This window comes from Acinetobacter pittii ATCC 19004 = CIP 70.29 (assembly GCF_000369045.1).
GTDB lineage: Bacteria > Pseudomonadota > Gammaproteobacteria > Pseudomonadales > Moraxellaceae > Acinetobacter > Acinetobacter pittii.
Genome location: NZ_KB849786.1, coordinates 667,828 through 693,291, shown reverse-complemented (window position 1 = coordinate 693,291; position 25,464 = coordinate 667,828). Strand labels below are relative to the sequence as shown.

The following is a 25,464-nucleotide window of genomic DNA, read 5'->3' as shown; positions in this document are numbered from 1 at the left end:
CAGTTTTTAAGTTTAGATTTGCGTTAAATGAACTGAGCAAAAGTAATCACAATATTTGAGATAAATAAGAGATCACTATAAAGTGTATCCATCGCTTTGGCTTTTTAATGAATGGATATGTACAAATATAAAAAAGTGAGTGATGACCTCACCCTACAAATTCAGAATGGCAGACAGCCTATCGGCTCTCGCTTACCATCAATTCGCGACTGCGCAAATCATTATCAGGTCAGCATTAACACCGTAAAAGAAGCTTATCGTCAGCTTGAAGACCAAGGTTTAATTTCCGTTCGCCCACAGTCTGGCTACTATGTTTGTCATGCGCCTTCAAACTTACTAGAACTCGAAGAGCGTTATGTCAGTGAAGAAAAAGTATCTCTTTCAGGAATTAGCTGTTTTCTCGCACAAATTGTTAAAAAACAAATGGACTCCGACTATGTCAATTTGGCCCTAGCTTGCCCTTCTGGGGAAAATTTTTATCCAATTGAACGCTTAAAACGCTTAACTGCTCAGGTGTTGCGCTCTCAATCAGATATTTTTAAAAGCTATACCTTGCCGCCCGGTTCTATACGTTTACGCACTCAAATTGCTAGGCGAAGCTTACAGCTAGGTATGTTTCTTTCAGCAGATGATATTGTGCTGACTCATGGCACGATGGAGGCTTTAAGTCTCGCGATTATGGCAACAACTCAAGCGGGTGACAGCATAGCGCTTGAGATTCCTACATTTCACAACCTCTATCCACTCCTTCATAATTTAGGTCGAAAAATTGTAGAAGTACCGACCTCGCCACATACAGGTATGTGTCTGGATGCACTTGAAGAACTCTTAAAATCTCAAAGTGTACAAGCCATTTTAACCATTCCGACAGGACACAATCCTCTCGGTTTTAGCATGCCTGAGAGCAGCCGCCGTCGCTTGGCAGAGTTAGCTAATCAGTTTCAAGTTCCTGTTATTGAAGATGCGATGTATGCTGAATTGCAACTCACCGAACCCCTCTTACCCAACATCAAAACGTTTGACCAGAACGGATGGGTTTTGGTGTGTGGTAGCTATACCAAAACTGTAGCACCTGATTATCGGATTGGTTGGTTAGAAGCTGGGCGCTTTCGTAATATTGTGCAGCAACTTAAATTTACAACCACTGTTGCCGAGCCAGCGTTACTCACAGAAACGTTAGGCCTTTTCTTAGAGAATGGTGGTTATGACCTGCATTTACGTCAACTCAAAAAACGCTATCAACAGCAAATTGACACCATCAAATCTTATATTTGTCGCTTTTTCCCAATCGGTACCCGTGTGAGTCGTCCACAAGCGGGATTTATTTTATGGTTAGAGCTACCCGAATCAATTGACACCCTAGAACTGTTTCATCAGGCCATGGATGAAAAAATCTTATGTATGCCGGGAATTTTGTGTTCGGCTGATAAACGATTTAGTCATTGTTTACGTATTGCAGCTTGTTTTGAGTTAAACCCCAAAATGTTAAATGCTTTGATGCGCTTAGGAGAGCTAGCAAAAAATATGCTGCCCGTACAAAAGGATAATGATCAAATCCCTACTAATTCAGTAGGTTGAATCCCAAATCCGGAGTTAATAAAATAAAACCATATATTTTTTATGCCTTTTATTTTATGAAAACTGAGCTCCTCTCTCCCGCAGGTTCACTTAAAAACATGCGCTATGCATTTGCCTATGGTGCAGATGCTGTATATGCCGGCCAACCACGTTACAGTTTACGTGTTCGTAATAATGCTTTTGATCATGACAACCTAAAAATCGGAATTGATGAAGCCCACGCTTTGGGCAAAAAGTTTTATGTTGTGGTGAACATTCAACCGCATAACAGCAAATTAAAAAACTTTATTCGTGATCTTGAACCAATTGTAGCTATGCAACCAGATGCACTCATTATGTCTGATCCGGGCTTAATCATGATGGTGAGAGAGCATTTTCCTGATGTGCAAATTCATCTATCTGTTCAAGCCAACGCTATTAATTGGGCCACTGTTAAGTTTTGGAAAGATTACGGTTTAAGCCGAGTCATTTTATCTCGTGAGTTATCATTAGAAGAAATAGAAGAAATCCAGCAACACGTACCAGATATTGAACTTGAGGTTTTTGTACATGGCGCACTATGCATGGCTTACTCAGGTCGCTGCTTACTTTCTGGATATATGAATAAACGTGATGCCAACCAAGGTGCTTGTACCAATGCTTGCCGTTGGGACTATAAGTTGCATGAAGCCCAAGAAGATGCAAACGGTGATGTAATTCCAGTTACTCAGCTCAACGCGTCAGAAAAGTCTTGCTGCTCATCAGCACAATTAGAAACAACCTCGGCTCAAACGCTGCTGGTACAACGCAATGATGAAGAAATGTTTGCTGCCGAAGAAGATGAACACGGCACCTATTTTATGAACTCTAAAGATTTACGTGCGGTACAACATGTAGATCGTTTAACCAAAATGGGGATTGCCTCACTGAAAATTGAAGGCCGTACTAAATCCTATTTTTACTGTGCCCGTACCGCCCAAATTTATCGAAAAGCTATTGATGATGCTTTAGCAGGCAAACCATTTGACCCAAGCTTAATGAACCAACTCGAAGGTTTGGCAAACCGTGGTTATACCGAAGGCTTTTTAAGACGTCATGTGCATAGCGAATATCAAAACTATGCTGATGGTTCATCGCATTTCGACTACCAACAATTTTGTGGAGAGGTTTTAGAACGTCACGGCGATTATCTTCGCATTGAAGTTAAAAACCGTTTTGTGGTTGGCGACTCACTTGAGCTGATGACGCCTCAAGGTAATATCACCTTTACCTTAACCGAAATGCGCGATTTAAAAGGTAACCCAATTACCGATGCTAAAGGTTCGGGGCATTTTGTTGAGTTTCCACTTTCACAAGATGTTGATGTTAGTTATGCCCTACTCATACGCAATTTGCCGCATGCTAAGGAAAACATTACTGCCTCAACATTAGCTTATTCAGCGAGTTAAACATGGCACTTTTGATTACGAATGACTGTATCAATTGTGATATGTGCTTACCAGAATGCCCCAATACAGCTATTTTTGAAGGCAACAAAGTTTATGAAATTGATCCACTTCGTTGTACAGAATGTGTAGGCTTTTATGATGCCCCCACATGTAAGGCGGTTTGTCCAATCGATTGCATAAAACCAGACCCTGCACATATTGAAAATAAAGAGCAACTGCTAGAGAAATTTAAGGATTTAAATATACTCGGCGAATCTATCTCTTAAAAGTCTATCGAGGATCAGGCTAAGATTGCTGATCCTCTTAAATGACTATACAGATCAATGATTAAATAAATAAATGAATAAATAGCTTAAGCCACTTTGCTAATGATAAAATCAAATGATCAGTTCAGTTTGTTTTACTGGTATTTTTGTACCCCAAAAATTGCACAATCGTTAAAACTGGTCTAACCATTTCAACATTTCATATAGATTGATTAAAACTCTTTCTGGCGTAGCTCCCCATGTCTTATCTTTATTTAGCAATTGCGATTGCTTGTGAAGTCGTTGCAACTTCAGCCTTAAAAGCATCTCAAGGTTTTACTGTTCCCATTCCGTCCATCGTTACTGTTGTGGGCTATGCAATTGCTTTTTATTTATTATCCCTGACGCTAAAAACAATTCCGATCGGGATTGCATATGCCATTTGGTCGGGTGCGGGTATTATTTTAATTTCTGCAATTGGCTGGATATTTTACAAACAGCATTTAGACTTGGCGGCCTGTATTGGTCTTACTTTAATGATTGCAGGTATTATCATTATTAATGTGTTTTCTAAAAATACCCATTTATAAAAATATAATTAAAAAGCAACCGAGTAAGATGCAAATTCTTGTTTAAAAAATTTCACCTTACTCGGTATGAATAGCTTATTTCAAACTGCCCGTCAAAAATTGCTTTAAACGCTCACTTTTCGGGTTATTGAGTACTTCATTAGGATGGCCCTGTTCCTCAATTTTCCCTTGATGCAAGAAAATCACTTGATTAGATACATGACGTGCAAAGCCCATTTCATGTGTCACCACAATCATGGTACGTCCTTCTTCAGCCAAGCCCTGCATTACCTTTAGTACCTCACCCACCAACTCTGGATCAAGCGCGCTGGTTGGTTCATCGAACAACATAACTTCTGGTTCCATAGCCAAAGCACGAGCAATCGCTACACGTTGCTGCTGACCACCAGATAAAAATGCCGGATATTTACTTTCAACACTTTCAGGTAATCCAACTTTGCGTAGATATTTCCTTGCACGCTCTTCAGCTTCAGCACGTTTCACCCCAAGTACGTGAATGGGCCCTTCAATGACATTTTCCAGCACTGTCATGTGAGACCACAAATTAAAATGCTGAAATACCATCATGAGCTGGGTACGCATTTTTTGTAGTTGCTTTGGTTCAACTACTTTTAAATTGCCTTTTTTATCAAAGACTGTACGCAGTTTTTCACCATTAAGCTTAATGGTGCCATTGCTCGGTTGTTCCAAAAAGTTAATACAACGCAGCAAGGTACTTTTACCTGAACCCGATGAACCAATGATACTAATTACATCACCGGCATTTGCATCAAGTGATATTCCTTTAAGCACTTCATGATCGCCGAATTTCTTATGTAAATCGCGAATCACTAGTTTTGCAACGTGTTCCATTTATGTCTCCTAATGATTCGATGGCTTTAAAAATGCCAACCAACGTTTTTCCAACTTACGAAATATCCAAATCAAAATAAATGCCAGCATTGCATACAACACCGCGGCAATTCCAAAAGCATTGAAGGTGTCATAGGTTGCCGCATTCACATCACGCGCAATTTTTAAAATGTCAGGAACAGTTGCTGTAAATGCAATGGTTGTCGCGTGCAACATTAAAATGACTTCATTGCCGTAAAAAGGTAAAGCACGGCGTAACATCGATGGAATGATAATGCGAGTGTACCGTTTCCATTTTGACATACCGAAAGCTTGTGCAGCCTCAATCTCTCCATGGGGAATAGAACGAATCGCCCCAGCGAAGATTTCAGTGGTATATGCACCAGTATTGAGCGCGAATGCCAAAATGGTGCAATTTATGCCCTCTCGAAAAAAAGCATCAAGTGTCTGGTGCTCATGGACATAATCAAAGCTATAAATACCTGAATAAATAATCAGCAGTTGGATATAAAGTGGTGTGCCACGAAAAACATAGGTATATAACCAAACTGGGCCACGCAACCAGATATTTTCTGATACTCGTGCAAGTGATAAAGGCACAGCAAGCACAAAACCAATGCCAATAGAAAGCACCAATAACCAAGTCGTCATCGCTACGCCAGTCATTTGCAAACCATCAGTCCAAAGGTATGCCTGCCAATATTGTTGAAGGATTTCAATCATAATTGTCCCTTCCTTACACCAGCAGAATAACGACGTTCAAGCCACATTAAAATCAGATTCGACACGGTGGTAATTGCTAAATAAATGGCAGCAGCTACGATGCTGAAAAAGAACAGTTGCATGGTACTTCTACCCGCATCTTGCGTAATTTTTACAATGTCAGTCAGGCCAATAATAGAAACTAGTGCGGTCGCCTTAATCAAAACTTGCCAGTTATTACCAATACCAGGCAAAGCGAAACGCATCATTTGAGGGAATAATACACGGTGAAAAACCTGCCACGGAGTCATTCCATAGGCCATTGCTGCTTCAATTTGGCCTTTAGGAACCGATTGAAATGCACCACGAAAGGTCTCGGTAAAATATGCACCATAAATGAACGCTAAAGTAATCACACCCGCCACAAATGGGTTGATATCAATTTGGTCCATTTGCAGTGCTTCAGTAATTTGGTTGAGCCCCAACTGCAAGCTATAAAATAACAGCAGCATAATCACCAAGTCAGGCACACTTCGAATGAGCGTAGTGTAAGCGGTTGCTATATAACGTAAAATTTTAATACTAGAGAGTTTTGAGCTCGCACCAATTAAGCCAATAATCACAGAAAGTAAAAGTGACAACAACGCAAGCTGTATGGTCATCCATGTCCCGCTGAGCAGGAGTGGCCCAAAGCCAGAAAAAAACATGACTCATCTTCTCCTTAAAAACAATATCTAATATTGATGAGATGAGAATAGATTTAAAAATGTCGGCGCAAAGCCGACATTTTTCACATCATTAGTAAATGCTAAAGGAGAAATATTTTTTCTCGAGTTTTTTGTATGTACCATCTGCAATGATTGCAGCGAGTGCTTTATTAATATTGGCTTTTAAATCCTCATCTTCTTTGCGTAAACCGATCGCTGCACCTACACCTAGTGTTTTTGCATCAACCACATTACCACCAGCAAAACTGAAGTTTTTACCTTTTGCTTGTTTTAAGAAAGCGCCATCAACCATAATTGCATCTTGTAAAGTTGCATCCAGACGACCTGACATCATGTCTTGATAAATCAAATCTTGGACTGGATAAGGTACAACCGTTACACCTTTTGGTGCCCAATAGGTTTTAGCATAAGTTTCTTGAATTGTGCCCTGTTGTACACCGACACGTTTACCTTTCAAAGAGGCAGCGGTAGGCAATAACGGTGAGCCTTTTTTTGCAACCATACGGGTTGGTGTATTGTAGATTTTGCTACTAAATGCAATTTGTTTTGCACGCTCATCAGTAACGGTCATTGATGAAAGAATGCCATCAAATTTTTTCGCTTTAAGGGCTGGAATCATCCCATCAAAAGAGTTTTCAACCCAAACACATTTGGCTTTGAGTTTTGCACAAATTGCATTACCTAAATCCACATCAAAACCAGTTAACTTGCCATCTGGTGTTTTATATTCAAACGGCGCATAAGACGACTCAGTACCAAAACGAATCACCTTCCAATCCTTTGCTTGAACATTCGTTGCAACAGCAGCCAAAACCAAGGTTGTTGAAACGAACATTTTTTTCATAAAGCTTGCCATCTTGAAGCTTCTCCTTAAAATCCTAATAAGGTGATAAAAACTTGAGCAATTTCTAAATTACTCTTCTGCCGAAAGAATTGCAATTTCTATACCAGTAAATTAAGGATTTATGAAGGTGTCTGAACAATGGATTGTATTAACTGTTTAAATGTTGAAAAATCACTCAAATTTTAAGTTAGTTTTTGAGCGTGTAAGCTTCAGCAATATTATGCTGCTCGACCAAAGTCCGAATTGTATATTCATGACCAGTTTCTTTATCACAGGCAAATTCACATTTTTGATCTAAGGACATTGAGCAACCACTCAGCAATGGACAACCTGCAAACAATTCGGCGACCCAATCTACAAACACTTTTACTTTAAGCGATAAATGACGATTTTGAAGATAAACTGCTGAAATCGGCATTGGCGCCGGCGTCCACTGAGGCAATACCTCTTTTAACAAACCCGATTCCAAATGGTTGGTGAGCATATAACGTGGGCCCTGAATTATACCGAAACCCTGCAAAGCTAAGTCGATATAAGCATCACCGTCATTTACAGAAACACGTCCACGTACTGACACACTTTTAATTAAATCATCAACCACAAAGTCCCAATCAAAGTTGCGTCCGGTACGGCTTGAAAAGAAGTGAATCGCTTTATGATTTTTCTGTAAATCTTCAATTGAAGTGGGCTCGCCATATTTTTCTAAATAAATCGGTGAAGCAGCTGTTGCACACTGGAAAGTTCCAATACGACGCGCAATTAAGCTTGAATCTTTTAGTTCACCGACCCGAATTGCACAATCGACGGCCTCTCCCACCAAATCTACAGGTCGGTCATTCAGGCCAATTACTAAATCAATATCTGGATAGCGTGCATGGAAATCGCGCAGCCTTGGAATTAAGATTAAACGCCCAATCGATACAGGCACATCAATACGAAGCTGACCTCTTGGTCCCCGCTCTGCATCATGAAAGGAAGATTCAATATCAGAGACATCCGCTAAAATGCGGGCTGTCCGATCATAATATACGGCACCATCCGGTGTGAGACTGATTTTTCGTGTCGTACGATTCAACAGACGAACTTGTAAATGTCTCTCTAAAGCCTGAATGGTTGTCGTCACAGAAGCACGCGGTAGACCTAAACTGTCAGCAGCTAAACTGAAACTATTTGTTTCGACAACTTTGTTAAATACTTTCATCGCATGAAATAGATCCACACGCACACTCCTATCAATCAATGCATTTTTTAATAAAACACATCAATTGTTATAAAAATACGAATAGTGTTATCGAATTTAATATATTTATTCGTGATTGACAAACTTTTATGCTCCGTCCATCCCATAAACCCTGTTTCTCCCATACGGACCAAAACTAAAAGTCTGAAAACAGGTATCCAAATAACTAGGAGCACCTCATGTCATTTTCCCGCAAACAGTTCGCACTGTCTGCCATCTTTGTTGCCCTCTTAGCAACAGGAGGCAGTTTTATGTTTTTACATGAAAATGCCGATGCAAAAGCTGCACCGACCTCTGCCCAACAAGCTGCAACTGTTGATATTTCTAATGTCATCAGCAAAACCATTACTGACTGGCAAGAATACTCCGGTCGTTTAGAAGCCATTGATCAAGTCGATATTCGACCCCAAGTTTCCGGCAAACTCATTGCCGTTCACTTCAAAGATGGCAGTCTCGTAAAAAAAGGCGACTTACTTTTTACCATTGATCCACGGCCTTTCGAGGCAGAACTGAATCGTGCCCAAGCTCAACTCGCTTCAGCTGAAGCTCAAGTCACTTATACGGGTTCTAATCTTTCTCGTATTCAACGTTTAATTCAAAGTAATGCTGTCTCACGTCAAGAGCTAGATTTAGCTCAAAATGATGCACGCTCAGCCAGTGCCAACCTACAAGCCGCTAGAGCAGCAGTTCAATCTGCCCGCTTAAATCTAGAGTACACCCGCATTACTGCGCCTGTCAGCGGTCGAATTTCCCGTGCCGAGGTGACCGTCGGCAATGTAGTTTCTGCAGGTAACGGCGCACAGGTTTTAACAAGTTTAGTATCTGTATCTCGCCTTTATGCATCTTTCGATGTTGATGAACAAACCTACCTGAAATACATCAGTAACCAGCGTAATTCTGCACAAGTTCCTGTTTATATGGGACTTGCCAACGAAACTGGTTTCTCTCGTGAAGGTACCATCAACTCAATTGATAATAACCTAGATGCAACCTCAGGTACGATTCGTGTTCGCGCGACTTTTGATAATCCAAACGGTGTTTTATTACCAGGCTTATATGCACGAATCCGTTTAGGCGGAGGTCAGCCTCGTTCAGCAATTCTGATTAGCCCAACCGCAGTTGGGGTCGATCAAGATAAACGCTTTGTCGTAGTAGTTGATGCTAAAAATCAGACGGCCTACCGTGAAGTAAAACTCGGTGCACAACAAGATGGCTTGCAAATCGTGAATAGCGGATTACAAGCGGGTGATCGTATTGTGGTGAACGGTTTACAGCGAATTCGTCCGGGTGACCCTGTGACCCCGCACCTCGTTCCGATGCCAAATGCACAAATCACTGCTAACGCTACTACTCCTCAACCTCAGCCAACAGATAAAACATCAACTCCGGCAAAAGGTTAATCACATATGAATATTTCTAAATTTTTTATTGATCGGCCGATCTTTGCTGGTGTGTTATCAGTACTGATTTTACTCGCCGGTCTGCTTTCGGTATTCCAGTTACCGATTTCTGAATATCCAGAAGTTGTTCCGCCATCTGTGGTGGTACGTGCTCAATATCCGGGTGCAAACCCGAAAGTAATTGCTGAAACTGTTGCCTCTCCGCTTGAAGAATCAATCAACGGTGTAGAAGACATGCTGTATATGCAATCTCAAGCAAACAGCGACGGTAATTTAACCATTACAGTGAACTTTAAGCTCGGTATTGATCCAGACAAAGCGCAACAACTGGTTCAAAACCGTGTGTCTCAGGCTATGCCTCGTTTACCTGAAGACGTACAGCGTTTAGGTGTTACTACCTTAAAAAGCTCACCGACTTTAACCATGGTAGTGCATCTGACCTCACCAGATAGTCGCTATGACATGACCTACTTACGTAACTATGCGGTACTCAACGTGAAAGACCGTTTGGCACGTTTACAAGGAGTTGGTGAAGTCGGATTATTTGGTTCTGGTGACTACGCGATGCGCGTATGGCTCGACCCGCAAAAAGTAGCACAGCGTAACCTCACCGCGACTGAAATTGTGAATGCAATTCGTGAACAAAATATTCAGGTTGCAGCGGGTACAATCGGTGCATCACCAAGTAATTCCCCTTTACAGCTTTCAGTCAATGCTCAAGGCCGTTTAACGACTGAGCAAGAATTCGCAGATATCATTTTAAAAACTGCACCAGATGGTGCGGTTACCCGATTGGGTGATGTTGCACGTGTTGAACTTGCAGCTTCACAATATGGCTTGCGTTCATTACTCGATAATAAACAAGCAGTCGCAATTCCAATTTTCCAAGCACCAGGTGCTAATGCTTTACAAGTTTCCGATCAAGTGCGCAGCACGATGAAGGAGCTTTCAAAAGATTTCCCATCTTCAATTAAATACGACATTGTTTATGACCCGACTCAATTCGTACGTGCCAGTATTAAAGCGGTAGTTCACACCTTACTTGAAGCAATTGCACTGGTTGTTGTGGTTGTTATTTTATTCTTACAAACATGGCGTGCCTCAATCATTCCATTGCTTGCTGTACCAGTTTCAATTATTGGTACATTTGCGCTCATGCTCGCTTTTGGTTACTCAATCAATGCGCTATCACTGTTCGGGATGGTACTTGCCATCGGGATTGTGGTCGATGACGCCATTGTCGTCGTCGAAAATGTCGAGAGGAATATTGAAGCTGGTTTAAGCCCAAGAGATGCAACTTATCGCGCCATGCGAGAAGTGAGTGGACCAATTATTGCGATTGCTTTAACGCTCGTTGCCGTGTTCGTACCACTTGCATTTATGACAGGCTTAACAGGGCAGTTTTATAAACAATTTGCCATGACGATTGCCATTTCAACGGTTATTTCGGCATTTAACTCACTGACGCTCTCGCCTGCTTTAGCAGCCATGCTACTGAAAGGACATGACGCTAAACCTGATGCATTAACACGCCTTATGAACCGTGTATTCGGACGTTTCTTTGCGCTGTTTAACCGTGTATTTACACGTGCGTCAGACAACTATGGTAAAGGCGTAAGTCGTGTTATCTCTCATAAAGCTTCGGCAATGGGTGTCTATGCTGCGCTTTTAGGTTTAACCGTTGGTATCTCTTATATTGTTCCGGGCGGTTTCGTTCCTGCGCAGGACAAACAATATTTGATTAGCTTTGCTCAATTACCAAATGGCGCATCATTAGATCGTACTGAAGCGGTCATCCGTAAAATGAGTGATACGGCACTTAAACAACCTGGTGTGGAAAGTGCTGTTGCCTTCCCTGGCCTCTCAATTAACGGTTTTACCAACAGTTCGAGTGCCGGTATTGTCTTTGTAACCTTAAAGCCATTCGATGAACGTAAGGCTAAAGACTTATCTGCCAATGCAATTGCTGGTGCTCTCAACCAGAAATATTCAGCTATTCAGGATGCCTATATTGCGGTTTTCCCACCACCACCCGTGATGGGCTTAGGCACCATGGGCGGCTTTAAACTCCAACTTGAAGACCGAGGGGCCTTAGGCTATTCAGCCTTGAATGATGCTGCACAAAACTTTATGAAAGCAGCACAAATAGCCCCTGAACTGGGTCCAATGTTCTCAAGTTATCAAATTAACGTACCTCAACTCAATGTAGATCTGGATCGTGTGAAAGCCAAGCAACAAGGTGTTGCTGTAACAGATGTTTTCAACACCATGCAAATTTATTTAGGTTCTCAGTACGTTAACGACTTTAACCGCTTTGGACGTGTTTATCAGGTTCGTGCACAAGCCGATGCGCCTTTCCGTGCAAATCCTGAAGATATTTTGCAGCTTAAAACCCGTAACAGTGCCGGACAAATGGTGCCGTTATCTTCTTTGGTGAATGTAACTCAAACTTATGGCCCAGAAATGGTGGTGCGTTATAACGGTTACACATCAGCCGATATTAACGGTGGCCCTGCACCGGGTTATTCATCGAGCCAAGCAGAAGCTGCGGTTGAACGTATTGCTGCTCAAACTCTACCACGTGGTATCAAGTTTGAATGGACAGATTTAACTTACCAAAAAATCTTGGCTGGTAATGCAGGACTCTGGGTATTCCCAATTAGCGTATTACTTGTGTTCTTGGTTTTAGCTGCTCAATATGAAAGTCTAACTTTGCCTTTAGCAGTCATTTTAATTGTACCGATGGGAATCTTGGCGGCTCTAACAGGTGTTTGGCTAACAGGCGGAGATAACAACATCTTTACCCAAATTGGTCTGATGGTGCTTGTCGGGCTGGCTTGTAAAAATGCCATATTAATTGTCGAATTTGCACGGGAACTCGAAATGCAAGGTGCGACTGCATTCAAAGCGGCAGTTGAAGCAAGTCGTCTACGTTTACGCCCAATTTTAATGACTTCTATTGCATTCATTATGGGTGTCGTACCACTGGTTACTTCAACTGGTGCAGGTTCTGAAATGCGTCATGCGATGGGTATTGCAGTGTTCTTCGGCATGATCGGTGTAACGCTATTTGGTTTGTTCCTGACCCCTGCCTTTTATGTCCTGATTCGCACATTGAACAGCAAACATAAATTGCATTCGGCAGCAGTTCATGAAGCACCTTTATCTACCCCACATGATCATTAAGGAGGACATTTAATGGCTACAGCAAAACAAAGCTTATTATTGTCCTCACTCATGGGAAGCCTGCTGCTTGCAGGCTGCTCTTTGGCACCGGAATATCAACCTGCAAAGGTCATAGTTCCCGTCAAATTTAAAGAGTCTGACCCTAAATTTGAAGATAATAATTGGAAAATTGCCCAACCTGCCGATCAGCAGATTCGAGGTGAGTGGTGGCGTGTTTTTAATGATGCTCAATTAAATGAGCTCGAACAACAAGCCATTTCTGGAAACCAGAGCATTAAAGCGGCAGCGGCTAATATTCAGGCTTCACGTGCGTTACGTTCCGCAGCACAAGCTGAACGTTTGCCAAATATTGGTGCTGGCTTTGGCCCAACTCGTCAAAAACCCTCTCCTGCTTCATTGGGTTTAGATGACAATGCCCATACGTCTGCACAGACCTTATGGCGTGCTCAAGCCAATGTTTCATATGAGCTCGATTTATTTGGCCGTATTGCCAGTAGTGTCAATGCAGCAACAGCTGATGTACAGCAACAAGAAGCTCTATATCAATCGGCGCTTTTAGCTTTACAAGCAGATGTTGCCCAAGGCTACTTTCTCATTCGTCAGCTTGATGCTGAACAAGCAATTTATAATCGCACTATTAAACTGCTTGGCGAGACACGCGACTTAGCTCAAACACGTTTTAGAAATGGTTTAGTCAGTGAATTAGATGTTTCTCGCGCACAGACCGAACTTGCTACAGCACAAACCAATGCATTAAATATTGCTCGTAACAGAGCCAATGCAGAGCATGCTCTTGCAGTATTATTAGGCAAAACACCTGCTGAGTTTAGCTTGGCAGTTCAACCTTTAACTGCAAACAGCATTCGTCTGCCAGCAGGTTTACCTTCGGCTTTACTTGAAAGACGACCTGACATTGCGGCTGCCGAGCGTGCTATGGCAGCAGATAATGCGCGTATTGGAATTGCACGTGCTGCTTTCTTCCCAAAACTGGACCTAACAGGTGCACTCGGTTATGAATCATCAAGTTTAGGTGAGTTGGGTAAATGGTCGAGCCGTACATTCTTACTTGGTCCAGTCGCAGGTACTATTTTATCTTTGCCATTATTTGACGGTGGACAACGTAAGGCTGGAGTTGCTCAAGCACGAGCTGCCTATGAAGAAAGCGTGGCAAACTATCGCCAAACTGTGTTGAATGCATTTCGCGAAGTTGAAAATGGTTTATCAGATCAAAGAATACTTGATCAGCAAATTCAAGCTCAAAATCAAGCACTCTCCTCTTCTCGTCATGCAAATCAACTGTCTCATTTACGTTATCGAGAAGGTGCTATTAGCTATCTTGATGTGATTGATTCGGATCGGACTATTTTGCAACAAGAACAACTTTCTGCACAGCTTAACGGCACTAGAATGATGGCTAGTGTAAATTTAATCCGTGCATTAGGTGGTGGCTGGCATAATGCCGAGTCATCGGTAAAATCTAAAAGTTAATTCTTATCTAATTAACTTGATAAAAAAAGCGCCATACGGCGCTTTTTTTATATTTACAACTTATTGTGCGTATACAGGGAATTTTGCACAAACAGTTTCAACTTTCGCTTTTACGTCAGCAATAACTTTTTCGTCACCTTTGCTGTCAATCACGTCAGCGATCCAACCAGCAAGTTCACGAACTTCAGCTTCACCGAAACCACGAGTTGTTACTGCTGGAGTACCGATACGGATACCAGAAGTCACGAATGGAGAACGTGGGTCATTTGGAACTGAGTTTTTGTTCACAGTAATGTGAGCAGCACCTAACCAAGCATCTGCATCTTTACCAGTTACATCTTGCTTGATTAAAGATAACAAGAACAAGTGGTTGTCTGTACCGCCAGAAACAACATCATAACCACGAGCGATGAATACTTCAGCCATAGCTTGAGCATTTTTCACAACTTGTTGTTGGTAAGCTTTGAAGTCATCAGACATTGCTTCTTTGAAGCAGATTGCTTTAGCAGCAATCGCATGCATTAATGGACCACCTTGGTTACCAGGGAATACAGCAGATTGAAGTTTTTTCTCAATTTCTTCATTCGCTTTCGCAAGGATTAAACCAGAACGTGGACCACGAAGTGTTTTGTGAGTCGTCGTTGTTGTTACGTCAGCAATTTGAACTGGGTTTGGATATACACCAGCAGCAACAAGACCTGCAACGTGAGCCATATCGACGAAAAGGTAAGCGCCAACTTTGTCCGCGATGTCACGGAAACGTTGCCAATCTACAACACGGCTATAAGCAGAGAAACCAGCAACGATCATACGTGGCTTGTGCTCTAACGCTAAACGTTCAACTTCTTCGTAATCGATCTCGCCAGTTTCAGCGTTTAGCCCGTATTGAACTGCATTATAAGTTTTACCAGAGAAGCTTACTTTTGCACCGTGAGTCAAGTGACCACCGTGAGCTAAGCTCATACCTAAAACTGTATCGCCCGGGTTAAGAAGCGCTAAATAAACAGCAGAGTTAGCTTGTGAACCAGCGTGTGGTTGAACGTTTGCGTAATCTGCACCAAAAAGTTCTTTAGCACGATCAATCGCCATTTGCTCAATGATATCCACATACTCGCAACCGCCATAATAGCGTTTGCCTGGATAACCTTCTGCATATTTGTTCGTAAGTTTTGATCCTTGCGCTTCCATCACAGCAGGAGAGCAATAGTTTTCAGATGCAATTAACTCGATATGTGCTTCTTGACGCTCACCTTCAGAAGCAATTGCTTGAGCTAATTCTGGATCAAATTCAGAAATGGAAATATTGGCAAACATTAGCGGGGGTCCTATAAATTAGGGCTTTTAAGCCGTGCTAAGATTGCGGCATATTGTAGCATGAACTTTATAATTAAACAGAATGAAGTTAGCTCAGTTTTAAATAAAAATGGCTCAAGTTTTATAAAAAATGAGCCATTGTTTATAAATCAAATAAAAAGCTCGTTTAAAGCTTATATTTTAAATGTCTTCATCGTTAATTTTAGCTTACAACAATATTAAAAAGTTTTTAAATATCAATAACTCTATTGAGCTGAGAGTAAAGTCTGAACATTTCCAACAATGTTGTCTACATTATTACTCATCACCGTGCCATGGTCCCAGTTACCCGTCACATAACTATTAATTTTAGTGCCTAAGGTAGTGGCATTAAATATCAATAGATCAGTTGCTAATTTAGGTACTGTAGGATCAGCTATCCCTTGATAAATGATGATTGGAGTAGTGACTTTTACTTGTAACGGCTGTGAATCTTTTTCCAAAAATGTCTTAACTAGCGGCACTGCCATAAAATTAGGTTGTGTACGTGTAAAGCCATCTAGTGTGCCATTATGGTCTTTAGCATAATTACTCATACCCTCATAAAAGGCTCCATACAATGGTCCTGAACAAAGGTTTTCTGCTTGTGCGGCAATACTTGAAATTTGTGAAGTAAATACTTGTGAATAATTAAAGGCAGGTTGTGTGTTGCGAATGCCAGCTGTAACCAAAGCTGTATATGTATCAAGCTGTGCATAGGTTGCAATTTTAATATCTATCGGTGCATTCGCAACTTGCGCCTCTCCATCTACTAAAATACCCCCTAGATTAGAAGCAGGTGCTACCGCTACTGTACCTTTATAGTCTAGTTGTGCACGACTCGCATATTGTGCAGCACCTAATGCAGCATGCCCCCCTTGTGAATGTCCTACTGTTAACCATTTTTTTGAAGTTAATAAGTTACGCTGTAATAAATAATTGCGTGTTGCAACCACCGCATCTGTAATTGAAAAAGCCTCACTTTTAACATTTAAAAAAGGATGTATGCCTGGTGTACCTAAACCCTCATAGTCAGGTGCGACCACAACATAACCTGCGGCTAGTAATTTACTAATTAAATCTTTTGTACTTTCTGCTAAAGCTGCTTTACTTGGTGCGCAAGCATCTGCCACACCCGTAGTGCCATGGGCCCAAACCACAATTGGCCAACCGCCTACTGGTGGTGGAGTATTTGGTGTAAATACCAAACTGGTTGCCTGCACTTCTTGACCACTTTGACCCAACATTTTATAAGTCAAAATACTACTTTCTGCGGCAACTGTTCCTAAGTTGGTGCTTGTGTAAGCCTCGACCTTAACCACTGGATTTTGAATATTATTGGTTGGTGTCCCTGATGGATTAGTAGGAGCTGGGCCATCATCACTACTCCCTCCTCCACAAGCGACTAAAAATAAACTCGTGCTAAGAACGCTCGTCATTAATAGGTTCATTTTCATTGGTATATCTTCCCTTAAATTCCATTTTTGTTTTGCTTTAGTTTTTTAATCAACATTTCCTAATGTCTTAAAATATTTACGCCTAATCTTTATTTTCCGCAAGTTCTATTGGATGAAATCAATCTCAGAAAACTCTATTTTTAAAATAAATTAACGTTCTCGCTACTCTCAGGCCTCACTTCATGTTTTAAAGTGGGTAGCCAACTGTTAACATTCTTGATTACTCGTGATTGATTAAAGGGCCAGTTATGCAAACCATTATTTTAGATACAGAAACACATACACTAAATGGTTTGCCAATTGAAATTGCGTATGCCCCGATTGAGATTAATGCAGGCAAGCTCACCTTAGATAAAAGCAAATTATTTGATCAACTTTATCAGGTTGGTACACCTATCTCTTACGCGGCTATGGCAGTACACCATATATTAGAGTCAGATTTAGAAAACCAGCCCCACTATAAAACTTTTAAATTGCCAGAGACTACCACTTATATTATTGGTCACAATATTGATTACGATATTGCCGCGATTGCTCGTTGTGGTGTGGATGTGTCGAATATCAAACCGATTTGTACACTAGCTTTAGCGCGCAAAACTTGGCCTGATGCAGAAGCGCATAATATTTCTGCACTCATCTATATGATTTCTCAAGGCAGCAGTAAAGCTCGAGAATTGCTCAAAGGCGCACACCGTGCCGATGCAGATATTATTTTGACTGCTAATATTTTGATGCATATTGTCTATCATTTAAATATTCAAGACATTGAAGAGCTTTACCGAGTTTCTGAAGAAGCACGTATCCCTACGACTATTAATTTTGGTAAGCATAAAGGCACAGCAATTGCTGAACTTCCTAAAGACTATATTCAATGGTTATTACGCCAAGATGAACTTGACGTCTATTTACGTAAAGCGTTAGAAGGCGCATTTTAAAGTCTTAAATAGATGATATTCATCAATTCTTCATCATATTGTCATTCTTGAGTTTTATGGTTAACCCCATTTATATTTTATTAAAAACAGTACTGTTCAACTGAGAAAATTGAACAGTCTGATTTATTTTTTATTTGGGGAAAAATGATGGCTGGTTTTTATCGAACCAATTTAGGAAGAGTCGCGCTTCAACAACGCAACATTACTTTAAATGCAAAACAAAGACGTTTACTGCTATTAATAGATCACGAAGATTTTCAAAATTTAAATAGCGAATTTAAAAAACGTATTGCATCTCCAGAGCTTATTCAACAGCTTATCGACTTAAAACTCATTGCTCCTTCTGGCGAAAATTATTCAGAATTAAATGAACAAATATCTTTCCCACAATCATCCGTAACTGCAATAGAAGCTCATCAAAAAAATACTATTGATGATAATAAAAGTGGCGATATAGTTGGAGAAATTCAGGTTACTCAATCATCATCTTTTCAACTTTCACCTACTGAAATTACCCAGCCACCAATTCGAGTTCAACAGCTCTCTTTTGAAGAAATACAACAGTTGATGAAGCAAACCTTGAGTCAATATTGTGGGCTTATGGCAAAACCACTTATTCAGAAAATAGAGCAAATAAAAACGCTTCAAGAGCTTAAAGTGTGCCAAATGCAATGGATTACCAGCTTACAGGAGTCGCGTATTCCCTCTAATGAACTAGCACATACGCTTCATTCTATTAATTATTCAATTCAATTTATTCAACAACGCATCTAAAAAACAACAAGCTGCTGTTTAATTAAGCATTAAACTCACTTGTTACCTATTTCGTGCTTTACCTATTGGTGTTTTTTTCCTATGATGTGGCCCACACATGTGCGCTCGTAGCTCAGTTGGATAGAGTACAGGTTTCCGAAGCCTGGGGTCGTGGGTTCGATCCCCGCCGGGCGCACCAGTTTATATATAATAACTTCATAAATTTATCTCAATTTTATAAAATTCCGACTATTTTACTTGGTTTATTAATCATTATCGCTCAAAATATACCCCTCTTTCATAATGTGAGAATTTCATGACTGATGCTTTGGTTTTAAGAGATTTGTCCAAAACATATCGTAATGGTTTTCAGGCGTTAAAAGGTATTAACCTCACTGTGCCTGAAGGTGAATTTTATGCGTTGTTAGGCCCAAATGGTGCCGGCAAATCAACAACCATTGGTATTATCAGTTCCCTCACGAAAAAAACCGAAGGAACAGTTGAGATTTTTGGACACAATCTCGACACTCATCCATCCTTGGCAAAACAACAACTTGGCGTTGTCCCTCAAGAATTTAACTTTGGACAGTTTGAAAAAGCGTTCGATATTTTAGTCACCCAAGCTGGTTATTACGGCATTCATAAAAAGATTGCAGAAAAACGTGCCGAACATTATTTAGAAAAGCTAGGCCTCTGGGAAAAACGCAATATACAAGCACGTATGCTATCGGGTGGTATGAAACGCCGTCTCATGATTGCCCGTGCCATGATGCATGAACCTAAACTTCTTATTTTAGATGAGCCCACTGCGGGTGTTGATATTGAATTACGCCGCTCTATGTGGGATTTTCTAACCGAAATGAACGAAAGCGGTACTTCTATTATTTTGACTACACATTATCTCGAAGAAGCAGAAATGTTGTGTCGTCAAATTGCTATCATTGACCGCGGTGTCATTAAAGAAGACACCAGCATGAAAAGTTTCTTAAATCAGCTGAGTGAAGAATCTTTTATTTTCGATTTGGCAGAACCCATTGCCCCACTCCAGTTAAATATTATTGGTGTGAAGTTCAACTTAATTGATAGCAGCACTTTAGAAGTGACGATGGATAAAGCACATACATTAAATGACTTATTCCAACTTTTAGAATCACAAGGTATTCGTGTTCGTAGTATGCGAAACAAATCGAACCGTCTAGAAGAGCTATTCGTCAAAATGGTTGAGAAAAATCTTGAAGGAGAGGCAAAATGAATTTTAGCCAACTGCAAATTGCCCTCTGGACTCTAGTTCGTAAAGAAGTACGCCGATTTCTACGTATTTGGCCACAAACCTTGTTACCACCTGCGATCACGATGAGTTTGTACTTTGTCATTTTTGGTAATTTGGTTGGTTCGCGCATTGGACAAATGGGCGGCGTGAGCTACATGCAGTTTATCGTACCCGGCCTCATCATGATGGCGGTTATTACCAACAGTTATGCTAACGTATCTTCAAGTTTCTTTAGTGTGAAATTCCAAAAGAGCATTGAAGAACTGATTATGAGTCCAGTGCCACTACATATTATTTTGTGGGGCTATGTCATTGGTGGTATTTGCCGTGGTGTATTGGTCGGAGCAATTGTGACGACAATGAGTATGTTCTTTACAGACCTTTTTATACATAACTGGTTCGTAACTATATATACAGTCTTAATTACATCTGTTTTATTTTCCTTAGGCGGCTTCATTAATGCAGTCTATGCAAAATCATTTGATGATATTTCTATTATTCCAACCTTTGTCCTTACACCTTTAACCTATTTAGGTGGTGTGTTCTATGCCATTAGTGCACTTGGCCCTTTTTGGCAAAAACTTTCTTTAATTAATCCTATTGTGTATATGGTTAACGCTTTCCGTTTCGGCATTTTAGGTCATAGTGACGTGAACGTTACGTTCTCTTTAATCATTGTGACATTATGCTGTGCTGTACTTTACGGAATTGCCTACTATTTACTTGCTCGTGGTTCAGGAATGCGTGAATGAGTGTCGAACAGTCTTTATTGGGTAAAGAAACTCAATATCCAACTAACTATCAACCTGATGTTTTATTTCCAATTGCTCGTGCTCAGTCTCGTGAAGCCTACTCGCATATTGAAGGTATTACACAAGGTAAAGATTGGTGGCATGTTTTTGAAATTTCATGGTTAAACGCTCATGCTATCCCGCAAGTTGCTATTGGCAGAATTACACTGCCAGCTTCTTCACCAAATTTGATTGAATCAAAGTCATTAAAACTTTACTTCAATAGCCTTAACTTCACTCAGTTTGACTCTAAACAGTCGTTTATTGAAACGGTTGAAAAAGATCTATCTGCTGCGGCAGGTGCAAAAGTTGAGTTAACCTTATTTCAAGTAGATGATTTAGACATTTCTAAACCTCAAGGCATTTGTATTGATGACTTAGATCCAGAGCGTTTAGAGCAACATCCAGATGCGACTCTTTTAAAACGAGATGCGTCTGATGAAGAAGTCGAAATTGAACTATATTCTCATCTTTTAAGAAGTAACTGCCCAGTCACGGGACAACCAGATTGGGGTACAGTTTTTATCCGTTTTAAGGGCAAAAAACCTTGTTATCGTAGTGTTTTAGCTTATATTATCTCGTACCGTCAGCATAACGGCTTTCACGAACAGTGTGTCGAGCAGATTTTTGCGGATATTTGGCAAAATTTGCAGCCTGATAAGCTGATGGTTTATGCAACTTATACTCGTCGCGGCGGACTTGATATTAACCCTTGCCGAGTATCGGATCTTTCATGGATGCCAAAACCGATTCGATTGGCACGACAATAAAACGAATAATTTGAGGATACACCATGCCGTTTTTTGGTTTTACCCCTTCTGAAGGCTTATTGAACGATATACAAACTGGAATTGCGAACAAAAATTCTAGTGAGCCTTTATACCCACTTCGCGATAAGATTGCTTTACAACTTAATGAAGAGATTATTGATAATGTCTTAATTCAGTTAGTTCAGCACTTCCCTGCAAGTGAAAAGCGCGATACTGCCGAAAAACTAGCAGGCTATGTCAAATCAACAGTCGCTGTTCTTTTAAAACAATTGTTAAGCAAAGCGCCAAACGATGTTGTTAAACAGTCAGTAGAGTTCTCTGAAAAAAGCTTATTTAAAGATCCACAAGGTCAATATAAAGTAGGTGTAACTCTAGATCCTAGTTTAGTCACTAATCTTCAGCATAACTTCACTGAGCTTAAGGCGGGTAATGATATCAATAAAGCTGCATTGGCTGAACTGTATAAACAGTTTGGAGATGCTATGGTTAAACATTTTATGTCTGATTTTAATAAGACATTAGACCTTGGCATGATTAAGCGTAAAGCAGCTGATATTGGTGCGGCAGCTGTAACAAAAGCAGTTCATATTGCGATCGACAAACTCATCCCTAGCTTAAATCGCACTGAACTAAAAGCGATGGCTGAATATCACGAAAGTCTATTCTTTAACTAATAAGAAATAGCTTATCGGAAACCTAGCGAGAGCTAGGTTTTTTTATTGCAAAATATTGATATACATTGCCATTAATCAGGTTTATGTTAGCATGCGCCAAGCACTGATTGACCTAGTTAACGCCGCATGTCTCCTAGCCCACAATATAAGTTTTTACGCCAAGCTCCTCGAGATGGTCTTAGCACCGCTATGCAACCATCAAGGTGGCAACAACTCCACATTGACCCTTGGTTATGTCTATTTTTGCTGTTAAATGCGCTATTAGGTTTAACTGTACTATATAGTGCTTCGGCACAGGATGTAGGTCTGGTTAGTAAGCAAGCCATGAGTTTTGGTATTGGCTTTTTAGTAATGTTTGGTCTAGCCCAAATTCCGCCTAAGGTCTATCAAGCGTTTTCCCCATACTTTTATTTGTTCGGCCTATTTTCGCTTGTGGCAGTTATGGTATTTGGTGAAGTCCGAATGGGTGCTCAGCGCTGGATTGATATTCCGGGTTTCGGGAGTGTCCAACCCAGTGAGTTCATGAAAATCGGCATGCCGATGATGATTGCATGGTTTTTAGCACGAAAACCTCTTCCCCCTAGTTTTTCACAAGTTGTTTTATCATTAATGTTAATTGGTATTCCCTTTTTACTGATTGCAGAACAACCTGATTTAGGAACATCACTTTTAGTATTAGCAAGCGGTATATTTGTCTTATTTTTAAGTGGACTATCATGGCGAATGATTGGTGCAGCTGCCGCATGTGCAGCAATCGTAATTCCAATTGCGTGGGAATTTCTTTTACACGACTATCAACGCCAAAGGGTTTTAACCTTACTTGATCCAGAGGCAGATGCACTCGGTACGGGTTGGAATATTATTCAATCTAAAACTGCAATTGGTTCTGGTGGTTTTTCAGGTAAAGGCTTCCTTGAAGGCACCCAATCACATTTACACTTTTTACCCGAAGGACATACTGACTTTATTATTGCTGCATATTCCGAAGAATTTGGACTCATCGGTGTACTTATTTTAGTAATCCTTTATTTTGCCATTATTTTTAGAACATTCCAGATCGGTTTACAAAGCTTCCATAACTATGGACGTTTAGTTGCTGGCGCCTTTGGTTTGTCTTTTTTTGTTTATGTATTTGTAAATGCGGGAATGGTCAGTGGTATTTTACCTGTAGTAGGTGTTCCTTTACCTTTTATGAGTTATGGCGGAACAGCTATTATTACTTTAATGGCCACCTTTGGTTTAGTCATGTCCATTCATACACATCGATAATCTGGAATTTTAAAACGATATGTTGTCTCAACACTTAAATAAAACTTTAAAAATGCTCGCTTTGTGTACTGGCTTAATCAGTACAAGTCATTTCGCTCAGGCCAACGATTTTGCAACACATCCTGATTATTTGAATTTTAAACAAAAAACGATGAATGCTTATGGCTTAAGTAGCGATCAAGTCGATGCAGCCATGAGTGGTGCAAAAAATTTACCAAACATTCTAAATATTATGACTCGTCCGGGTGAAAGTAAGCCTTGGTATGATTATCGCTCTATGTTCTTGGTCGAAGGCACAATTCAACGTGGTGTCCGTTTTAAAAATCAATATGCAGATGCGTTAAATCGTGCAGAACAACAATATGGCGTATCTCAAGCTGTCATTTTAGGTATTTTGGGCGTTGAAACAGGTTATGGCGCAAATAAAGGTTCTTTTATTACACGTGATGCTTTAGCTACGCTTGCTTTTGGCTACCCTCGCCGTGCTGAATATTTTGGTGATGAGCTAGCTGCTCTTATTGCTTGGACTTATAAAGAAGGCTATCCAACAAATAGTATTGTAGGTTCCTATGCAGGTGCGATTGGCTATCCACAATTTATGCCAAGCAATATTAGTAAATATGGGGTGGATTATGACGGCAATGGACATATCGACTTAAGAAACTCAGCAGAAGATGCTATTGGTTCAATTGCAAACTACTTAGCAAAACAAGGTTGGCAACGCGACCAACCGATCGGGTTTATGGCTCGTTACACTGGGTCAAATCCAGAAAGTATTATTGCTAAAGATTTAACGCAACCTTTCCCATATGGTGCATTAAAGACACTTGGTATTTCTCCATTGAATCCTTTAGTTAAAATTGATGATCTCGATATGGTGAATGTTATTCAATTACAAGACTATAATGGACCAATTTACTATTTAACTTACCCGAATTTTCAAGTGATTACGACTTATAACAAGAGCCGCATGTACGCTACAGCTGTATGGTTATTAGGCACCGAAGTAGCTAGCCGATAGGCTAGCTTTTTTATGCTTTATGTAAAAGTCAATAAATATTTTTGTTAAATAGATCACAATACATACATTTTTAATAACTTGTTACATTATTGATTATTTTTTATCCTAAAACTGTAAGTTTTTGCCCTTTTTGTAAAGATTTCTCGTTAAAGACTAGACACTCTCCGTAACCGATGAATATTATCCACCCCAATATAGCAATTGCAAAAGTGAATAATAAGGCATGTTCACTTTAAATTTCAGTCAATGGCTGAAAGAAAAAGTACATGTTCTCAGGAGTTTATACAAATGCAGTTATCGCTGAAATACGTTCTTGCACTGACGGCTAGTTTAAGTATGGCCCCACTGCACGCTGAAATGGTGCAGTCATCATCATTAAACAGTGATGTAGATGGTCCTAATCTAGCAGCACGTGTATTGAGTAAAGATACTCAAAACTTTAATTCTCGTTTTTCTAACATTAACAGTCTTTCAATCACTGAACGTTCTGGCGATCAAATCCGTCGTCAAGCTATCGCAGCAAAAATTGAAATCCCTGAAGATGAGCCTTCAGTGATTGAAAAACTTAACACAGTAGCTTCAAACACTGTTCGTAAGTTTAGCCAAACTGGTATGGCATCTTGGTATGGCCGCCAATTCCATGGCCGTAAAACTGCAAGTGGTGAAACATTCGACATGAATGCTTTAACTGCTGCTCACCGTAGCCTACCGTTGAACTGTTACATTCGAGTAACGAATAAAGACAATGGTAAAAGTGTGGTTGTAAAAGTAAATGACCGTGGTCCTTTCCATGGCAACCGTGTACTTGACCTATCATACGGTGCAGCTAAACGTCTTGGTATTACCAATGCTGGAACTGCTAAAGTAAATATTGAGCGTGTTGATGGCCCAACTTCATAAGTTATAGCCTCT

General features: G+C 40.4%; 24 protein-coding genes and 1 tRNA gene. 18 read left to right on the top strand and 7 right to left on the bottom strand.

The genetic code is table 11. The features are described 5' to 3' along the window. Nucleotides 1–111 precede the first annotated feature (111 nt). From yjiR to abeS, 4 genes are all read left to right on the top strand, one after another. Nucleotides 112–1,578: an aminotransferase-like domain-containing protein gene (yjiR, locus tag F928_RS07390; RefSeq protein WP_005073455.1), complete on the top strand. Its 1,467-nt coding sequence runs from the start codon at nt 112–114 to the stop codon at nt 1,576–1,578. A 56-nt stretch (nt 1,579–1,634) separates the two neighbouring features. After that, nucleotides 1,635–3,005 (top strand): prephenate-dependent tRNA uridine(34) hydroxylase TrhP, encoded by a 1,371-nt coding sequence (gene yegQ, locus F928_RS07385; protein WP_005073453.1) that lies wholly within the window; start codon nt 1,635–1,637, stop codon nt 3,003–3,005. A gap of 2 nt (nt 3,006–3,007) precedes the next feature. Beyond that, nucleotides 3,008–3,271 (top strand): YfhL family 4Fe-4S dicluster ferredoxin, encoded by a 264-nt coding sequence (locus F928_RS07380; RefSeq protein WP_002118193.1) that lies wholly within the window; start codon nt 3,008–3,010, stop codon nt 3,269–3,271. 239 nt (nt 3,272–3,510) lie between these two features. Continuing rightward, on the top strand, nt 3,511–3,840 hold the full coding sequence (gene abeS, locus F928_RS07375; RefSeq protein WP_002118134.1) for a multidrug efflux SMR transporter AbeS: 330 nt from the start codon (nt 3,511–3,513) through the stop codon (nt 3,838–3,840). Nucleotides 3,841–3,915: 75 nt separating this feature from the next. Here the strand turns inward: abeS and hisP are convergent, their stop codons facing one another. The 5 genes from hisP to adeL form a co-directional block, all read right to left on the bottom strand. Further along, nucleotides 3,916–4,692: an ABC transporter ATP-binding protein gene (gene hisP / locus F928_RS07370; RefSeq protein ID WP_005073448.1), complete on the bottom strand. Its 777-nt coding sequence runs from the start codon at nt 4,690–4,692 to the stop codon at nt 3,916–3,918. Nucleotides 4,693–4,701: 9 nt separating this feature from the next. Then, nucleotides 4,702–5,415 (bottom strand): ABC transporter permease, encoded by a 714-nt coding sequence (hisM, locus tag F928_RS07365; protein ID WP_005073446.1) that lies wholly within the window; start codon nt 5,413–5,415, stop codon nt 4,702–4,704. Then, nucleotides 5,412–6,101, bottom strand: a complete 690-nt coding sequence (gene hisQ, locus F928_RS07360) for an ABC transporter permease (protein ID WP_005073444.1) — start codon at nt 6,099–6,101, stop codon at nt 5,412–5,414. Before hisQ ends, hisM begins: the two co-directional genes overlap by 4 nt. 91 nt (nt 6,102–6,192) lie before the next feature. Beyond that, nucleotides 6,193–6,978 carry an ABC transporter substrate-binding protein gene (gene argT, locus F928_RS07355; RefSeq protein WP_005073443.1) on the bottom strand — a complete coding sequence of 262 codons (786 nt, stop codon included), beginning with the start codon at nt 6,976–6,978 and terminating at the stop codon, nt 6,193–6,195. Between the two features lie 175 nt (nt 6,979–7,153). Then, a complete protein-coding gene (adeL, locus tag F928_RS07350) occupies nt 7,154–8,185 on the bottom strand; it encodes a multidrug efflux transcriptional repressor AdeL (RefSeq protein ID WP_002118242.1) in 1,032 nt (343 codons plus the stop codon). A 200-nt stretch (nt 8,186–8,385) separates the two neighbouring features. Between adeL and adeF the strand changes: the two genes are divergently transcribed. Genes adeF through oprM form a run of 3 tightly spaced genes read left to right on the top strand, consistent with a single transcriptional unit; the run spans nt 8,386 to nt 14,280 of the window. Next, nucleotides 8,386–9,606 carry a multidrug efflux RND transporter periplasmic adaptor subunit AdeF gene (gene adeF, locus F928_RS07345; RefSeq protein ID WP_002118221.1) on the top strand — a complete coding sequence of 407 codons (1,221 nt, stop codon included), beginning with the start codon at nt 8,386–8,388 and terminating at the stop codon, nt 9,604–9,606. A 6-nt stretch (nt 9,607–9,612) separates the two neighbouring features. Beyond that, entirely contained in the window at nt 9,613–12,792 is a 3,180-nt protein-coding gene (gene adeG, locus F928_RS07340; RefSeq protein WP_005073442.1) for a multidrug efflux RND transporter permease subunit AdeG, read from the top strand. A gap of 12 nt (nt 12,793–12,804) precedes the next feature. Beyond that, nucleotides 12,805–14,280 carry an efflux transporter outer membrane subunit gene (gene oprM, locus F928_RS07335; protein WP_005073440.1) on the top strand — a complete coding sequence of 492 codons (1,476 nt, stop codon included), beginning with the start codon at nt 12,805–12,807 and terminating at the stop codon, nt 14,278–14,280. A gap of 60 nt (nt 14,281–14,340) precedes the next feature. On the opposite strand, the gene glyA is transcribed toward oprM, so the two are convergent. Further along, on the bottom strand, nt 14,341–15,594 hold the full coding sequence (gene glyA / locus F928_RS07330) for a serine hydroxymethyltransferase (protein ID WP_002118126.1): 1,254 nt from the start codon (nt 15,592–15,594) through the stop codon (nt 14,341–14,343). Nucleotides 15,595–15,654: 60 nt separating this feature from the next. Here glyA and F928_RS21850 point away from each other — a divergent pair, with 60 nt between their 5' ends. After that, the gene (locus F928_RS21850; RefSeq protein ID WP_080632641.1) at nt 15,655–15,816 is read left to right on the top strand and encodes a hypothetical protein; all 162 of its coding nucleotides are present in this window, start codon (nt 15,655–15,657) and stop codon (nt 15,814–15,816) included. A gap of 23 nt (nt 15,817–15,839) precedes the next feature. Here the strand turns inward: F928_RS21850 and F928_RS07325 are convergent, their stop codons facing one another. Beyond that, nucleotides 15,840–17,069, bottom strand: coding sequence for an alpha/beta hydrolase (locus F928_RS07325; RefSeq protein ID WP_005073438.1), 1,230 nt, complete (start codon nt 17,067–17,069; stop codon nt 15,840–15,842). 248 nt (nt 17,070–17,317) lie between these two features. On the opposite strand from F928_RS07325, the gene exoX reads away from it, so the two are divergent. From exoX to F928_RS07275, 10 genes are all read left to right on the top strand, one after another. Further along, nucleotides 17,318–18,004, top strand: coding sequence for a putative quorum-sensing-regulated virulence factor (exoX, locus tag F928_RS07320; protein ID WP_002118253.1), 687 nt, complete (start codon nt 17,318–17,320; stop codon nt 18,002–18,004). Between the two features lie 144 nt (nt 18,005–18,148). Continuing rightward, nucleotides 18,149–18,778 carry a hypothetical protein gene (locus tag F928_RS07315; RefSeq protein WP_005803659.1) on the top strand — a complete coding sequence of 210 codons (630 nt, stop codon included), beginning with the start codon at nt 18,149–18,151 and terminating at the stop codon, nt 18,776–18,778. Nucleotides 18,779–18,879: 101 nt separating this feature from the next. Beyond that, a tRNA-Arg gene (locus tag F928_RS07310) sits at nt 18,880–18,956 on the top strand. A 117-nt stretch (nt 18,957–19,073) separates the two neighbouring features. After that, on the top strand, nt 19,074–20,009 hold the full coding sequence (gene yadG / locus F928_RS07305) for an ABC transporter ATP-binding protein (protein ID WP_002118101.1): 936 nt from the start codon (nt 19,074–19,076) through the stop codon (nt 20,007–20,009). After that, nucleotides 20,006–20,779, top strand: a complete 774-nt coding sequence (yadH, locus tag F928_RS07300) for an ABC transporter permease (RefSeq protein ID WP_002118099.1) — start codon at nt 20,006–20,008, stop codon at nt 20,777–20,779. Before yadG ends, yadH begins: the two co-directional genes overlap by 4 nt. After that, nucleotides 20,776–21,588, top strand: a complete 813-nt coding sequence (queF, locus tag F928_RS07295; protein WP_002118169.1) for an NADPH-dependent 7-cyano-7-deazaguanine reductase QueF — start codon at nt 20,776–20,778, stop codon at nt 21,586–21,588. Before yadH ends, queF begins: the two co-directional genes overlap by 4 nt. Nucleotides 21,589–21,611: 23 nt before the next feature. Next, entirely contained in the window at nt 21,612–22,262 is a 651-nt protein-coding gene (locus F928_RS07290; RefSeq protein ID WP_002118229.1) for a hypothetical protein, read from the top strand. A gap of 126 nt (nt 22,263–22,388) precedes the next feature. After that, nucleotides 22,389–23,531 (top strand): rod shape-determining protein RodA, encoded by a 1,143-nt coding sequence (gene rodA, locus F928_RS07285; protein ID WP_005068220.1) that lies wholly within the window; start codon nt 22,389–22,391, stop codon nt 23,529–23,531. Nucleotides 23,532–23,550: 19 nt separating this feature from the next. After that, nucleotides 23,551–24,552 carry a lytic murein transglycosylase B gene (gene mltB, locus F928_RS07280; protein WP_005068218.1) on the top strand — a complete coding sequence of 334 codons (1,002 nt, stop codon included), beginning with the start codon at nt 23,551–23,553 and terminating at the stop codon, nt 24,550–24,552. Between the two features lie 288 nt (nt 24,553–24,840). Then, nucleotides 24,841–25,452: a septal ring lytic transglycosylase RlpA family protein gene (locus tag F928_RS07275; protein ID WP_002118141.1), complete on the top strand. Its 612-nt coding sequence runs from the start codon at nt 24,841–24,843 to the stop codon at nt 25,450–25,452. Nucleotides 25,453–25,464 lie beyond the last annotated feature (12 nt).

What these genes read in the sequence shown, in the direction of transcription:
- yadH (WP_002118099.1), top strand. Translation starts at nt 20,006, where the DNA reads ATGAATTTTAGCCAACTGCAAATTGCCCTCTGGACTCTAGTTCGTAAA.
- yjiR (WP_005073455.1), top strand. Translation starts at nt 112, where the DNA reads ATGGATATGTACAAATATAAAAAAGTGAGTGATGACCTCACCCTACAA.
- mltB (WP_005068218.1), top strand. Translation starts at nt 23,551, where the DNA reads ATGTTGTCTCAACACTTAAATAAAACTTTAAAAATGCTCGCTTTGTGT.
- F928_RS07380 (WP_002118193.1), top strand. Translation starts at nt 3,008, where the DNA reads ATGGCACTTTTGATTACGAATGACTGTATCAATTGTGATATGTGCTTA.
- F928_RS07275 (WP_002118141.1), top strand. Translation starts at nt 24,841, where the DNA reads ATGCAGTTATCGCTGAAATACGTTCTTGCACTGACGGCTAGTTTAAGT.
- exoX (WP_002118253.1), top strand. Translation starts at nt 17,318, where the DNA reads ATGCAAACCATTATTTTAGATACAGAAACACATACACTAAATGGTTTG.
- abeS (WP_002118134.1), top strand. Translation starts at nt 3,511, where the DNA reads ATGTCTTATCTTTATTTAGCAATTGCGATTGCTTGTGAAGTCGTTGCA.
- hisP (WP_005073448.1), bottom strand. Translation starts at nt 4,692, where the DNA reads ATGGAACACGTTGCAAAACTAGTGATTCGCGATTTACATAAGAAATTC.
- adeG (WP_005073442.1), top strand. Translation starts at nt 9,613, where the DNA reads ATGAATATTTCTAAATTTTTTATTGATCGGCCGATCTTTGCTGGTGTG.
- oprM (WP_005073440.1), top strand. Translation starts at nt 12,805, where the DNA reads ATGGCTACAGCAAAACAAAGCTTATTATTGTCCTCACTCATGGGAAGC.
- F928_RS07325 (WP_005073438.1), bottom strand. Translation starts at nt 17,069, where the DNA reads ATGAAAATGAACCTATTAATGACGAGCGTTCTTAGCACGAGTTTATTT.
- hisM (WP_005073446.1), bottom strand. Translation starts at nt 5,415, where the DNA reads ATGATTGAAATCCTTCAACAATATTGGCAGGCATACCTTTGGACTGAT.
- hisQ (WP_005073444.1), bottom strand. Translation starts at nt 6,101, where the DNA reads ATGTTTTTTTCTGGCTTTGGGCCACTCCTGCTCAGCGGGACATGGATG.
- F928_RS21850 (WP_080632641.1), top strand. Translation starts at nt 15,655, where the DNA reads ATGAACTTTATAATTAAACAGAATGAAGTTAGCTCAGTTTTAAATAAA.
- F928_RS07315 (WP_005803659.1), top strand. Translation starts at nt 18,149, where the DNA reads ATGATGGCTGGTTTTTATCGAACCAATTTAGGAAGAGTCGCGCTTCAA.
- yegQ (WP_005073453.1), top strand. Translation starts at nt 1,635, where the DNA reads ATGAAAACTGAGCTCCTCTCTCCCGCAGGTTCACTTAAAAACATGCGC.
- rodA (WP_005068220.1), top strand. Translation starts at nt 22,389, where the DNA reads ATGTCTCCTAGCCCACAATATAAGTTTTTACGCCAAGCTCCTCGAGAT.
- argT (WP_005073443.1), bottom strand. Translation starts at nt 6,978, where the DNA reads ATGGCAAGCTTTATGAAAAAAATGTTCGTTTCAACAACCTTGGTTTTG.
- queF (WP_002118169.1), top strand. Translation starts at nt 20,776, where the DNA reads ATGAGTGTCGAACAGTCTTTATTGGGTAAAGAAACTCAATATCCAACT.
- yadG (WP_002118101.1), top strand. Translation starts at nt 19,074, where the DNA reads ATGACTGATGCTTTGGTTTTAAGAGATTTGTCCAAAACATATCGTAAT.
- adeF (WP_002118221.1), top strand. Translation starts at nt 8,386, where the DNA reads ATGTCATTTTCCCGCAAACAGTTCGCACTGTCTGCCATCTTTGTTGCC.
- glyA (WP_002118126.1), bottom strand. Translation starts at nt 15,594, where the DNA reads ATGTTTGCCAATATTTCCATTTCTGAATTTGATCCAGAATTAGCTCAA.
- F928_RS07290 (WP_002118229.1), top strand. Translation starts at nt 21,612, where the DNA reads ATGCCGTTTTTTGGTTTTACCCCTTCTGAAGGCTTATTGAACGATATA.